This window comes from Marinobacter sp. F4206 (assembly GCF_019392195.1).
Classification (GTDB): domain Bacteria; phylum Pseudomonadota; class Gammaproteobacteria; order Pseudomonadales; family Oleiphilaceae; genus Marinobacter.
This window is the reverse complement of sequence record NZ_JAHXKI010000001.1, coordinates 14346-27570: the sequence shown is the minus strand read 5'-3', so window position 1 is coordinate 27570 and position 13225 is coordinate 14346. Positions and strand designations below refer to the sequence as shown.

8 protein-coding genes and 2 tRNA genes are annotated in these 13225 nt (G+C 58.5%); 1 reads left to right on the top strand and 9 read right to left on the bottom strand.

Annotation, left to right across the window (positions count from 1 at the left end; translation table 11 throughout):
* Positions 1-36: 36 nt before the first annotated feature.
* From KZO34_RS00135 to KZO34_RS00095, 9 genes are all read right to left on the bottom strand, one after another.
* Positions 37-1098, bottom strand: a complete 1062-nt coding sequence (locus tag KZO34_RS00135) for a flavin monoamine oxidase family protein (RefSeq protein WP_219471960.1) — start codon at positions 1096-1098, stop codon at positions 37-39.
* A gap of 183 nt (positions 1099-1281) precedes the next feature.
* The gene (locus KZO34_RS00130; protein ID WP_257900112.1) at positions 1282-2589 is read right to left on the bottom strand and encodes a protein NO VEIN domain-containing protein; all 1308 of its coding nucleotides are present in this window, start codon (positions 2587-2589) and stop codon (positions 1282-1284) included.
* Entirely contained in the window at positions 2586-2927 is a 342-nt protein-coding gene (locus KZO34_RS00125; protein ID WP_257900111.1) for an HIT family protein, read from the bottom strand. The genes KZO34_RS00130 and KZO34_RS00125 overlap by 4 nt, the downstream gene beginning before the upstream one ends.
* 43 nt (positions 2928-2970) lie before the next feature.
* Positions 2971-5616 carry an AAA family ATPase gene (locus KZO34_RS00120; protein WP_219471953.1) on the bottom strand — a complete coding sequence of 882 codons (2646 nt, stop codon included), beginning with the start codon at positions 5614-5616 and terminating at the stop codon, positions 2971-2973.
* Positions 5613-6734 (bottom strand): metallophosphoesterase family protein, encoded by a 1122-nt coding sequence (locus KZO34_RS00115; protein ID WP_219471951.1) that lies wholly within the window; start codon positions 6732-6734, stop codon positions 5613-5615. Before KZO34_RS00115 ends, KZO34_RS00120 begins: the two co-directional genes overlap by 4 nt.
* A 126-nt stretch (positions 6735-6860) precedes the next feature.
* Positions 6861-9731: a formate dehydrogenase subunit alpha gene (gene fdhF, locus KZO34_RS00110; protein ID WP_219471950.1), complete on the bottom strand. Its 2871-nt coding sequence runs from the start codon at positions 9729-9731 to the stop codon at positions 6861-6863.
* 10 nt (positions 9732-9741) lie between these two features.
* Complete coding sequence (locus KZO34_RS00105; RefSeq protein ID WP_219471947.1) at positions 9742-11457, bottom strand: NADH-ubiquinone oxidoreductase-F iron-sulfur binding region domain-containing protein; 1716 nt, start codon at positions 11455-11457, stop codon at positions 9742-9744.
* 169 nt (positions 11458-11626) lie between these two features.
* A tRNA-Cys gene (locus KZO34_RS00100) sits at positions 11627-11700 on the bottom strand.
* 91 nt (positions 11701-11791) lie between these two features.
* Positions 11792-11867, bottom strand: a tRNA-Gly gene (locus KZO34_RS00095).
* Positions 11868-12054: 187 nt separating this feature from the next.
* Between KZO34_RS00095 and KZO34_RS00090 the strand changes: the two genes are divergently transcribed.
* Positions 12055-13221 (top strand): MlaE family ABC transporter permease, encoded by a 1167-nt coding sequence (locus KZO34_RS00090; protein ID WP_374706508.1) that lies wholly within the window; start codon positions 12055-12057, stop codon positions 13219-13221.
* Positions 13222-13225 lie beyond the last annotated feature (4 nt).

Below are 13225 nucleotides of genomic sequence, written 5' to 3'. Positions count from 1 at the left end.
TTTTTGTTTTCATCTGGCCAACGGGCGCTGGCACTGTTAAAAAGATTCTAAACCGCGATTTACCGCATCAATAGCGCCGGCCAGATACCCCGTAAACTCACGTGACCACTCACTGCCAATTCCGGTTACTCGGTTAGCCCATGCACCTGAGTTCGGCGACAAGGCAGGCATAGGGTGATCGCCAGAGGATCTTTGATCCGTGTCGGTGGCGGTGTAAATCTCTTTGGCCCAGTCCTTTATAAATTCTGCCTCCGGATTCTCCGCTTGCGAACCAAACAGTCGCACGAACTGTTTGCGGCAAGCGGTAATAATCTCTTCCTCAGAAACACGACGGCGCACGTCAGCAGGCACACCCAGGAAACCAAATAAGGCCGCCTTCCCCTCTAGAGTAGAGGCATCGTGGATCTCAACCATTGGCCCAACAGCACTCCGAGCCTCGCCCGATAACCCTTGATCTCGCCAGAAAGGCCGATCGAACACGGCAATATATTTTGCATGGGGGGCCATCCAGGTATCGGTCTCCCGCCAATTTCTTGCTAGCTCGTTCGGCAAGGCGGGCGAGAACGTAAGCTGAGACTCAACTAATCGGGGCGGCATGGCCAACAGCACATGTTCTGCAAAGTGGCTAAAGGTCTCTCCATTCGCATTTTCGCTCACTAGCTCAACACGTGGTTCTGAAAGGCGAAGGTGACGAACCGCCTGGCCCGTCACTACTCGGGCTGAATCAATCCGCCGGTATAACGCATCAATGAGCGAATACATGCCGCCGGCGATTCGCATGGATGGTGGAGAATTGACGTACCCACGTGTTCTCTCAGGCGGCTGATTCGGTGAACGCTCCAGAAGCATGTCGCCGGTTTCAAATTGCTGGAAGGTTTCTAGTTCAAGCTCATCTACCAGTTGCGCCATATCGGCCTGGAATGCAGGCCAGAACCAGGCGGGTCCCAGATCGAAGCCATCATTACCTGCAATCCGTCCACCAAGAATCTCCCTGGCCTCAAGGAGGACATAGTCTTTGATGCCCCTTTTCTCGAGTGAATATGCAGCGTATAAACCTGCCAGGCCGGCGCCAACAATGGCGATGCGTGTAGTTTGCATGAATGAACTTCCCGTGATGATCGTGATGTCTCGGAGATATACGGTTCTAACCCTTCTTTAAGCAAAGAGGTAACCGACTATTAATGGACTGATAGGTACTATCACTGCGAAGTGTCTATTGGGATCAGCGCATGGCTGCTAGAATTTTCTACCTTCGAACAAGGCAACTGGCAACATTTCGGGTTAAAACCGAGCTCTGTAATTTTGCGGCAACAAATGCACATGTTGCTCAATCGCCCCCGGCAAGATGAAGAATTTCGGAGCAGTGGTAAATTCGTAAACCCGATACAAGCGGAAAGCGTCTGAGTAGTCATTGGAAAACGCCCTCTCATTCTCGCTAATGAAAAACGGCAAATACTTCCCTGAGTTCGTCGCCTTAACCTCCAGGAAACGCTCTTGATCCCCAGTCGAGTCAAAAGATCGAATATCGAAACCCAGTCCATCGCCACGGTCCTTACTCGACCACTCAACCTCTGCTGCCAAATCAGACCGGCCTTGAGCAGTAAGCCTCTGCCGTTCCATGCGAAGGACGAATTCCTCGGCGCGCTCCCCCAACTGACGATTGCTCCGCTCACGCTCTGAGAAATTGATACGTTTCGCCAAGTAGCTGGGTCTGCCCTCGGCCACATGAGGAATACGCTCTGGCGGTTCCGGATCGAACACCGAATCCCAACCAAGATCATAATATTCCGGCTCATCGGCGACCTTATCAGCAACGAGATTTACGTCATCAACGACCTGCTGGTGCCCAGCAAGATATGACAGAACAACCTGTTTAAGCTGTTGCTGATAGTTGAAAGCGGGTTTGTAGCCGGGGATGTATGGAAGCCCCAGCTCCAATAACACAGCACTGACGTTCTGGTGTTTGTATTCGATGGAACCTTCAGAGCGTTTATTCAAACGCGGCTGCAATGCCCTGCGGTGGGCTGCTTTGCTGTAGGACACACCGGCGAGCTGCTTCTCGAGCATAGTCACGTAATCATTCACTAGAAACTCGCACTCCAACCAATCCCACTTGCCGTCACCAGGTTGAAGAATCTCATGAATCGACTTCTCGTCAAGACTGACCAAGAGCGCAGACCTCAGGAGTTCGCGCGCAAACTGGTTACCCAGCAGTTCGAAAAGCTCATCGTCCAGAAACGCGTAATCAATGTGGGCGTTAATGATGCCCGGCGATGTCGCAGTTGTTAGTTGTTTATAAATCTCTTGCTGGCCCGGTCGGACTTTGTGGTGCCAAAAGCCTTCACTTTGAAGGTGGAAGAAGGGTAAATGCGGATTATTTTGATCGGAGTGGGATTTGAGTGTCTGAAAACGCTCGGTGAAATGGCGTTTTAGGTTTTCATCAAAATAAAACCGGTTTTTAGTGAGTTGCCCCGACTCTATGAGATCCATGACCGCCTGCAGCATGGCCACTTTATGAGGGCTTTTTCTACCACCACCCCGATTCAAACGGAGCGTAGAGAATCGTTTCTCGTAATCAAGCAAACTCATCGGCCACTCCAGTAATCCGCTTTCTCCGGGATGACCCATCGGACGCCACCACGAGGATCTTGTTGGTCGCCCGCATACCTTGGAATCAGGTGACAATGCATGTGCAGAACCGTCTGCCCGGCCGCTGCTCCACAATTCATACCGATATTGTAGCCATCTGGCTGATAACGCTCTTCAAGCCACTGCTTGCCTTGCTCTACCAGCTCCATGATGGCTTTTTGCTCAGCCGCAGTCAGATCAAACCAGTCGGCAGCATGGCGATCGGGAACGATTAACAGGTGGCCTTCAGAAACCGGGAAACCGTCCAGCCGGATATGAGCCAACGCGTTCGACGGCATTGGGCTTTTTTCTGATGTTTCATTAACGGTGCAAAACGGGCAGTCAGGTTCCATTGCGCTCTCCCTTCGAAGCCTCGATATCCACCGGCGGCACCCCCAAGTCCTGCCACTTCTCCGGATGGCAGGTAAACAGCAATATCTGATGCCGACTGGCCGCATCGAACAGAATGCGTTTCATGTCCTCCAGGCGGTCGCTGTCACTGTGCACCAGGGTGTCGTCAAGGATGACCAGCGTGGGCCTTCCTGCCTCCCTCAGCAGATCGGCATAGGCCAGACGGCTGATGAGGCCCATCTGTTCACGGGCGCCAAAGCTCAGTTCGGTAATCAGTCCAAGCTCGGTGCCCCGGCTGAAGGTGCCCGGCCGTAGCTGTTCATCCACTTCCAGCGAGGCTTCTGGGAAAAGCACAGAGAGATAGTGATTGAGGTGTTTTTGCAGGGGCGCCTGCAGACGGCGTGTCAGGGCCTGGCGTTTTTCAGTGAGCAGGTTGAGCAGGAGGTCCAGCGCCTGGGCGCGGCGGTGCAGTTCCTCGTAGCGGCGATTGCACTGGTCGAGCTCCGCCTCTTTCTCGTTGAGCTGCTCTTCCAGCCCTTCCGCGCCCCAGGCTTCCAGCCTGACTTTGATATCGCGCAGTTCTCGCCCACGGTTTTCTTGGGTCTGGCGCAGCTGGTTGACCGCATTCTGGTAGCGCTCGATGTCCTGCCGGAGAAATTCCGGGCGGGCATCGCGAATTTCCTGTTCGCGACGCTCAAGGCTGGCTTCCAGTTCCGCCTGCTGCTTTTCGAGGTTGGCCAGATCGGTAGTTATCTGGCGAAGTTGCTGCTGGCGTTCCGGGCTCTTTTCTTCATCCGCCAGCCGCTGCCATTCCGTTTTCGCATTGTCCCGGGCCTGCTTCAGGGCCGACAGCCTGGACTGGTGCGCTCGCTCATCGGATTCCGCTTTGTCCAGGGTGGCGCTGGCCTGGGTAAACGCGGCCTCGGCTTCCTCCAGGGTGGCAACTGCTTCGTTCGAATCCGGTTTCGGCGTGGATTCCAGTTGTTTCCTGGCTTTTTCCAGTTCGCTTTCGGCCTCGCTTTGCTCAAAGACGAGTTGCTCCATGCCTGCCGGGGCCACGGTTTTGAACAAATCTTCCGCGTGCTTTACGGCTCTTTCGGCACTTTCGAACGCGGAAAGACGATCCTCTGCCTGTTTCACCGATTCCACGCCAAGGGTCTTCAGCTGTTCCGCCAGGTTCTCCTCCAGCGCTTTGAGCTTCCGGCGCGTGCTGGCCAGTTCCTCCCCGCCGGGTGTTATGCCCAGGCTACCGACGCCAGGAATAACCAGTGTCGATTCTTCCAGAAGCTGCTGTTCGCCTTGCCCGACAAGCGGTTCGTTGTTCAGCGTCAGTGCTGCGTCAGCGTCCAGCTGCCAGCTCAACCGGGTGGCGATGGTCTGTGAACGAATGGTTTCTTCGTTAAGCTGGCTCTCGGTCGCTCGCAGTTTTTTGACCAACTCTGGATCGATCCGGTTTTCTCTGGCCTGCTGCCTGGCTTGCTCTAACTGTCGTTGGTATTCCCTGGCTTTGGCGAGGTTCTGACTGACCACTTCTTGTTGCTGTTCCAGCCGTTTCAGGTCCTGCTCCAGCCGCTCCCGGGTTTGCAGCAAACCCGCCAGTTTCCGTTGCTTTTCCGCTTGCTCGTAGGCAGTTCTGGCTTCGGTTAAACGGCCTGTGACGGCCGGCGTCTGTGCTTGAGCCACGGAGAGGTCGTGCTCGGCGCGATCCAGCTCTGCCTTTCGGCTCTCCAACTGGCGACTGAGCCCTTCCAGATGCTCTTTGTTCTGCTGCAACAATCGATGGTTTTGCTGCTGCTGGGCAAACGTGGCCTTCTCCTGGTTTTGCTCCTGCTCCAGTCGTTCAACCTTTTGATAGCGCGCCCGGGCTTCCTCCAGATGGCGTTGAGCGTCTTCCCAGGGCCGCTCGGCTTCCGCCTGCTCATAGTCCTGGGTCAGTTTGCCAAGCCGGTCGACCTGTTCCTGGTATTTATGAACTCGCTCCTTCAGCTCTTCGATTTCAAGTTGGTGCTGGGCGCGGTCTTTTTCCAGTTTCAGATAATCGCCCCGGGGCTTACCGGTTCCGGTCAGCAGGACGTCCCGCTGGCCGCGAACCGTCTCGATCAGGTCATCGCCCCCGGAGCTGGCCACCTCGCCGACCATGGAATTCAGGGCGGACTTGAGATGATCTCCGGCGTGTTCTATGGCCTGCTCAATGTCCTGCCCGGTGCCCTGCTCGACCCACAATAGTCCCGGTATGCCCCAGTGCTCGGCTTTGCTGGCGCCGCGTTTCGGATACTGGTAGCCCAGCAGGTCCGCCAGTTTTTCTTCCGCATCGTCTTCGCTGTAGGTCTCGGTACCGACAACCAGGTCACACCGTTTACGCTGCAGAAAGCTTTTGGTGAGCCGCCAAACGCGGTTGTCGTGCTCAAAGTCCAGCTCAATAGTGGGCGCCGCTGCGGAGTCGCCCCACGGGCGCAGGTCGTCAACAGCCGTTGACCGATAGCGTTCGAAAAACGCGGCACGGATGGCACGCACCAGCGTGCTTTTGCCGGATTCATTGGGGCCGTGAATCAGGTTGAGGCCGGGCTGCAGGTGTTCCAGAACAAAGGGTTTTCGGAACTGGCGCAGCTGTTCAATGCGCATTCGCTGCAGCTTCATTGTCCCGCCTCCTGTTCACGCTCCCGCAGCAACCCCGCCAGGATTGCCAGCGCATCCCGGGCGGTGTCATCCTGCGCGTTTTCCTGGCGATCGCGCAGGCTCTCAACCACTTCGCCCACGTAGCCATCCGCTTTCAGAGCCGCGATGTCTTCGTCGGTCGGGGCAAGCTGAAGCCCACTTCGCTCGCAGCGAAGGCTGCGGAATCGTGCTTCCGAAACCGAGAGCGCCTTCAACAGGGTTTCCTCGCCGGCCAGGGTCACTGAGCCTTCAAGTCGAAGGTCGACTACGGCGGATTCGGGCAAGGCGTTCAAACGGTCCAGCAGTTGTTCAAGATCGGAATGGACAGCCAGGGTTTCCCGCCATTGGTGCCATTGATACCGCCCGGTTGGTAGTCGCGTTACTGAGGGAGTTGCGCCAGGCTCGGACACCTCAACGATCAGGGCATTGCCTGCTTCGTTGTTGCGAAACCGTTCCGGCTCGGGCGTCCCGCTGTACCAGGTCCGCTCATCAATCTGTTTGGTCCCGTGCCAGTCGCCCAGGGCAAGGTAGTCGAGCCTGCTGGCTTCAGCACGGTTCGGCGCGATGGGGTTGGTGGAATCAATCTCGTCCGGCAACAGGCCCTGGACACTGCCGTGGGCCAGGCCGATTCTGATGGAACCTTCCGGCGTCTCGTAACCGCTAAAGGGCTCGGTCAGATCACCATACGTGTGGCGCTGGGTCAGCGGCGCGCAGAGGACGCTGAGGCGCTCGGGTTCCAGATTGATCACGCCAGGCTGAAGCGCGAGATGTACATTCTCCGGTACCGCACCCAGGCGCTGGGCTCTCGTCCACACGCTCTCGGCGAGTGCGGCATCGTGGTTACCCGGCAGCATGACCCAGGGGCCGGCAAACGCTTTCGTGGCGTTGAATACCCTCCTGATAGTGCGATCGGACACCGTTTGCGCATCAAAAACGTCACCAGCGACCAGAACCGCATCGCAGTGATGCTCATTGGCCAACCGTGCAAGCGTTTCAATGGCCTCGAACCGGGCCTCGACCAGGGCTGCACCGTCCTCCGTTTCGAAACGGGTAAACGCCCGGCCCATCTGCCAGTCTGCCGTATGCAAAAACTTTGGCATTTTATGTCCCTGAGAAATCTGGAAATTTTGGCGCCATTTTAGACCAACTGCGCTTACTTTACAGACGCGATGCGACGACGACTGTCGTTCAGGCAGAGCTCGGGCAACGCCAGTTGGTTTGGGAAACTAGGCCGGGCTGAGCCGGCACGCTGCGTATTTGAACTCCGGAATCTTCCCGTCCGGATCCAGCGCCGGGTTGGTGAGAACGTTGGCCGCCGCTTCCACAAACGCGAAAGGCACAAACACCATGCCTTCGGGCATGGTCTGGTCAGCCCGCGCCGCAAGAGTGATGCTTCCCCGCCGGGTGGCGATGTGGATGTTCTCTCCAGAGGCTACGCCCAGGCGTTCCAGCTCTGAGGGCGCCAGGAAAGCCGCCGCTTCGGGTTCCCGTTCGTCCAGTACCCGGCTTCGACGGGTCATGGCGCCCGTGTGCCAGTGCTCCAGCAAACGCCCGGTGGTCAGCACCGTGGGGTAGGCTTCATCCACCGGCTCGTCGGGAGGCAGCGGGCTGGCCGGAGAGAATTTGGCCTTCCCCCCGGACCTGGGAAACGCATCGGCAAAGACCACATCATCGCCGGGCGCGTCGTCCGCCGGGCACGGATAGGTCACAGACCCTTCCCGCTCCAGCCGGGACCAGGAGATATGATCCAGTGAATGCATGCCCTGTTTCATCTCGGCAAACACCTGCTCGGGGCCGCTGTAGTTCCAGGCCAACCCAAAATGCCGCGCGATTTCCTGGATAATCCACCAGTCCGCCTTTGCTTCACCTGGGGGCGCGAGCGCAGCCCGGCCCATTTGCACCTGCCGGTTGGTGTTGGTGACAGTGCCGGACTTTTCCGACCAGGCGGCTGCGGGCAGGATGACGTCGGCGAACTGGGCGGTTTCGGTAACGAACAGATCCTGTACCACCAGGTGCTCGAGGGCGCCAAGCGCGGCCCGGGCATGGGTGAGATCCGGATCCGACATCGCGGGGTTTTCACCGAGGATGTACATGCCCTTGATGATGCCCGCCCTGATAGCGTCCATGATCTCCACCACAGTCAGACCCGGCTCCGGGTCCAGTTTGGTGTTCCAGAGTTCTTCGAAGGCAGATCGCATCTGGGCATCCCCCACCGGCTGGTAGTCTGGCAGTACCATGGGGATCAAGCCGGCATCGGAGGCACCCTGCACGTTGTTTTGCCCCCGCAATGGGTGCAGGCCGGTGCCGGGACGGCCGGTGTGGCCGCACGTCAGGGCCAGAGAAATCAGGCAGCGGGCGTTGTCGGTACCGTGCACATGCTGGGAAATGCCCATGCCCCAGAAGATCATCGCGCTTTCGGCCTGCGCGTAGGCACGAGCCACTTCCCGAATCGTGTCGGGGTCGACGCCACATACCGGGCTCATCACTTCCGGGGTCATGCCCTCGATACTTGCCGCCAGTGCCTCGAAGCCTTCGGTATGGGTATCGATGTAGTTCTTGTCGAAAAGCCCCTCGCTGATGATCACATTGAGCAGGCCATTGAACAGCGACACGTCGCCACCGGGCGAGAAACGCACGCTGCGCCAGGCATAGGCGTCCAACGATTGGCCCCGGGGATCAATGATGATCAGTTTGGTGCCATTACGCGCTGCCTGCTTGAAGTAGGTAGCGGCTACCGGGTGATTTACCGCCGGGTTGCAGCCGGTGAGGATCACCACGTCGGCCTGGAGCGCCTGCATGAAGGAGGCAGTTACGGCGCCCGACCCCAGGCACTCCATCAGCGCTGCGACCGAGCTGGCGTGGCAAAGCCGGGTGCAATGGTCCACGTGGTTGGAGCCGAAACCGGTGCGCACCAGCTTCTGGAAGAGCCAGGCTTCTTCGTTGGAACACTTGGCGCTGCCAAAGCCGGCGAGTGCGTTGGAGCCGTGCTGGCCTTTGAGTTCGGTTAGACCGCTCGCCGCCAGTTCCAGCGCTTCTTCCCAGCTTGCCTCGCGAAAATGCGTCAGGGGATTGGCCGGATCAAAGTCAGGGTCGAGCCCTTTGGGGACGCCCTTACGTCGAATCAGTGGTCGTGTCAGCCGGGCCGGGTGCGCGGGATAATCGAAGCCGAAGCGGCCTTTCACACAGAGCCTGCCCTGGTTCGAGGGGCCATCCCTGCCCTCCACAAAAAGAATTCTTCCTCTTTGAAGGCCTGACTCTGTTTTGGTGTCGGCAGGCTCGTCCTTGATGTGGTACGTGAGCTGGCAGCCTACGCCGCAGTATGGGCAAATAGAGTCCACGGTACGGTCCGCCACCGCCGAGTCTCCGCGGCCCTGGGCATCGATCAGGGTAGCGGGCATCAGCGCCCCGGTCGGGCAGGCCTGCACGCATTCGCCGCAGGCAACGCAGGTGCTGTCCCCCATGGGATCGTCAAAATCGAAGATGACCTTCGACGCGGCCCCCCGGTGGGCCAGTCCAATCACATCGTTGCCCTGCACTTCCCGGCAGGCTCGCTCGCACAGACCACAGGTGATGCAGGCGTCGAGATTGACGTGCATGGCCGAGTGGGTAGCGTCGTGGCCGCCGGCGTGTGGCAGTGAATCGGAACGGGGTTCAACATGGTGGACCGTCGGCCCTTCGCGATCTGAACGTGCCGGCAGGCGCTGGCGCACGGCACCAGCATCGATGGCCAGCTGGTCCGCGGTATCCCAAAAATGGCTGGACCGATCGGGGCTGCTCTCTCGCTCGGGCTGGTCGGCCAGCAGTAATTCCAGAATGCCTTTACGGGCCGCCTGAACCCGTGAAGAGCCCGCGCTTCGCACGACCATGCCGGGCGCTGCCTCCCGAATGCAACTTGCTGCCAGCACCCGCTCCCCTTCCACCTCCACCATGCAGGCCCGGCAATTGCCATCGGCACGGTAGCCCGGGGCATCCTTGAAGCACAGTTGCGGGATGGTCTCGCCGGCTCGCTTTGCGACCTGCCAGAGGGTTTCACCGGGGAAGGCCTCGACTTCCATATCGTCCAGGGTCAGGGTAAAACATTCGCTGGAATGGCTCATGGCGGCTTCCCTACCCTTTGGCGATGAGATTGTGGCTGGCCAGTTCGCCGCGGAAATCCCGCAGCAGGCTCAGCACCGGATTGGGCGCGGCCTGGCCAAGACCACAGATGGACGCATCGGCCATCACGGCGGCGAGTCGCTGGAGCGTTGCCTCATCCCAGGTATCCCGCTCCAGCAGCGTCAGCATTTTTTCGGTGCCCACACGGCACGGGGTGCACTGCCCGCAGGATTCGTCCGCGAAGAAGCCCAAAAGGTTGGAAGCCGCGGCTTGCAAATTGTCCTGATCAGACAGAACGATCACGGCGGCGGAACCGATGAAGCAGCCGTGCTCCTGAAGCGTGTCAAAATCCAGCGGAATATCGGCTTTGCTGGCCGGCAGTATGCCGCCGGAAGCGCCGCCGGGCAGATAAGCCAGGAGGCGGTGCCCTTCTGCCATGCCGCCACAGTATTCCTCAATGAGCTCATTAAGCGTAATGCCCGCAGGCGCCACATGAACGCCAGGCCTGGCGACCCGCCCGGAGACCGAGAAACTGCGAAGCCCCTTACGACCATGCCGCCCCTGGTTTGCAAACCACTCGGCACCCTGCGCGTGGATACGCGGAATCCAGTAAACGGTCTCGACGTTGTTAACGAGGGTGGGCTGACCGAACAGGCCTTTCTGGGCCACAAAAGGCGGGCGATGGCGAGGCTTGCCGGGTTTGCCCTCCAGAGACTCGATCAGGGCCGATTCCTCGCCGCAGATGTAGGCACCCGCGCCGCGGCGCAGGATCACGAAGCCCTTTTCGACGATGGCGACTGCTTCCAACTCAGCAATAGCTTCTTTCAACACACCCTGCAGGCCGGGGTATTCGTCCCTCAAATAGATGTATAGGGCCTTTGCCTCAACCGCCCAGGCACTAACAAGCGCACCCTCCAGAAAGGTGTGAGGTTCTCGTTCCAGATAATAGCGATCTTTGAACGTGCCCGGTTCACCTTCGTCGGCATTGATCACGGCGTAGCGGGGGCCCGGCTCTGCCCGCACGGCCCGCCACTTGCGGAAGGTGGGAAATCCGGCACCGCCGAGCCCGCGCAGGCCCGCTTGCTCGAGTTCCTTCTCGAGCGATTCGATGCTCACCAGGCCTTCTCGGCAATCCGCCAGTAATTGATAACCACCGATCGAACGATACTCCGACAGACGTTGCCACCGGACTTTACCCGGCTCCACCTGCCCCTGCTTTACCGCGGCTTCAACATTCTGGGTGCTGGCATTCAATACATGGTGATGCCCGACGGCGACCACCGGTGCCGTGTCGCAGCGCCCCATGCAGGGCGCGTGCAGTACTCTTACCGTTTCGGGATCAGCTCCATCAGACAACGCTTGATGCAGTGCCTCCGCACCGGCCAAACGACAGGGCAGCGAGTCACACACACGGAGAGTCAGCTTGGGTGGTGGGGTTTGCTCGTCGTGGATAACGTCGAAATGGGCATAGAAAGTGGCCGTTTCATAAATCGCGGCCATAGGCAGGTTCATGAAAGCCGCCAAGGCCCGAAGCCGGGGCATGGAGAGGTAACTGTCTGCGTCCTGCAGTAAATGCAGGTGCTCAATCAGGCGATCACGGTGGCGCAATGCCGGATCGACACGTTCGTCACCGATCAGGTCCCGAAGTTCCGACAGTACAGCCGGTTGCACTTCACGACCCCGAAGAGCAGAGCGCCGGCGTTTGACCATCTTCTCGTCTGTGCTCATTGTTGTTGACCAGGCGCCAAGGTATCGAAACCAGCCTGATTGGCTGACTTGACTGATTACTGGTCATTGAAGCATATCAGGCCGGGATGACGCCAGATGATGGATAGCGCAACAAATCGAACGCTAAACTTGTCTGCGGTCCAACGGGTACTTGAAATTGGGGGAAAATTGGAGGCGCGGGTCGGAATCGAACCGGCGTACACGGAGTTGCAGTCCGCTGCATAACCACTCTGCCACCGCGCCGGGTAAAAGTCCGAAAGGAATTGGACTTTCATGCTCTCAGGTGGGCATTGAGAGACTGTGCTGACTTTTCATCCAGTTGAACTGGAAAAATTGGAGCGGGAAACGAGATTCGAACTCGCGACCCCAACCTTGGCAAGGTTGTGCTCTACCAACTGAGCTATTCCCGCTTGGTCAACGAGGGCGTATTCTACGGATTCGGCCGTTTGCGTCAACCTATTTTTTCAACTTTCTGTTTTATATCGGTTTCTGGGCATTTTTTGTTCGATAGACAGCGAAACACTTACTGGCAGATACTCCCGGGAGTCTCTAAGCTTGTGATTAGACAGTAAAACGAACAAGGGATTGTTGACCAACGTGACCAGCCCCGCCAGTGAGGAAAATCCGGTTTTCGCGGCGAGTGCTTCAACGCCCGGCGAAGCTATCGTGGATGGCACTTCTCTCGCCATTCGAGGCGACTGGACGCTCTCGGATTACGAGCACCTGCAGGGCATTGTCTGGAGAGCATCAGCGAAACTGGCGGATGTTGTAAGTGTTGACCTCTCGCGGCTGGGGCGTCTGGATACCGCCGGCGCCTTTCAACTGGTTTCTCTCCTAGGCCCCGAACACCTTCACGATCTGGCTTCCCGTGCGGAGGGCCTGGCTCCGGAGAAGTCGGCACTGCTGTGCGCGGTCTGTGCCGCGATGGCTAACCGGCCCGAACCGGAACCACCCCGGATACCCGTGATTACCCGCTTCCTGGCCGAAACCGGCGAGAAAACCGACGGTATTCTCCAGTTACTCCGGACGCTGAACGGGTTTATCGGCCAGACCCTGGCGGCAATGTTCTGGGTGCTGCCTCGCCCCTGGCGTTGGCGGATCACGCCTTTTGTGGCCGCGATACAGGAAACCGGGCTCAACGCCCTGCCCATTGTCGCCCTGCTCACCTTCCTTGTGGGGGCGGTCGTTGCCTTTCTCGGGGCCACCGTTCTCGAGAGTTTTGGCGCGACTATTTACACGGTCAATCTGGTCGCCTTTTCATTTGTGCGGGAATTCGGGGTGCTTCTGGCGGCAATCCTTCTTGCCGGCAGGACCGCCAGCGCCTTTACCGCACATATCGGTGCCATGAAGGTCAATGAAGAGCTCGACGCTATCCGGACATTGGGCCTCAATCCGATTGAACTGCTGGTACTGCCGCGGGTGCTGGCAATGATGGTGAGCCTCCCGGTTCTCGCCTTTATCGGCATGGTCGCTGGTATGGCGGGAGGAGCGGCTGTCTGTGCCCTGGCGCTCGACATTTATCCTGCCCAGTTCCTGGCCATTGTCGAGCGGGACACAGAACTCCGTCACTTCCTTGTAGGGCTCTCCAAGGCCCCGGTATTCGCATTTTTGATTGCCGTTATCGGGTGCCTTGAAGGCTTCAAGGTCAGCGGGAGCGCGCAATCGGTTGGCGAGCACACCACCTCGAGTGTGGTTCAGTCCATTTTCATGGTGATTCTGTTCGACTCGATCGCCGCCATGTTCTTCATGGAAATGGGGTGGTAGGCAT

What these genes read in the sequence shown, in the direction of transcription:
- KZO34_RS00135 (WP_219471960.1), bottom strand. Translation starts at nt 1,098, where the DNA reads ATGCAAACTACACGCATCGCCATTGTTGGCGCCGGCCTGGCAGGTTTA.
- KZO34_RS00130 (WP_257900112.1), bottom strand. Translation starts at nt 2,589, where the DNA reads ATGAGTTTGCTTGATTACGAGAAACGATTCTCTACGCTCCGTTTGAAT.
- KZO34_RS00125 (WP_257900111.1), bottom strand. Translation starts at nt 2,927, where the DNA reads ATGCCGTCGAACGCGTTGGCTCATATCCGGCTGGACGGTTTCCCGGTT.
- KZO34_RS00120 (WP_219471953.1), bottom strand. Translation starts at nt 5,616, where the DNA reads ATGAAGCTGCAGCGAATGCGCATTGAACAGCTGCGCCAGTTCCGAAAA.
- KZO34_RS00115 (WP_219471951.1), bottom strand. Translation starts at nt 6,734, where the DNA reads ATGCCAAAGTTTTTGCATACGGCAGACTGGCAGATGGGCCGGGCGTTT.
- fdhF (WP_219471950.1), bottom strand. Translation starts at nt 9,731, where the DNA reads ATGAGCCATTCCAGCGAATGTTTTACCCTGACCCTGGACGATATGGAA.
- KZO34_RS00105 (WP_219471947.1), bottom strand. Translation starts at nt 11,457, where the DNA reads ATGAGCACAGACGAGAAGATGGTCAAACGCCGGCGCTCTGCTCTTCGG.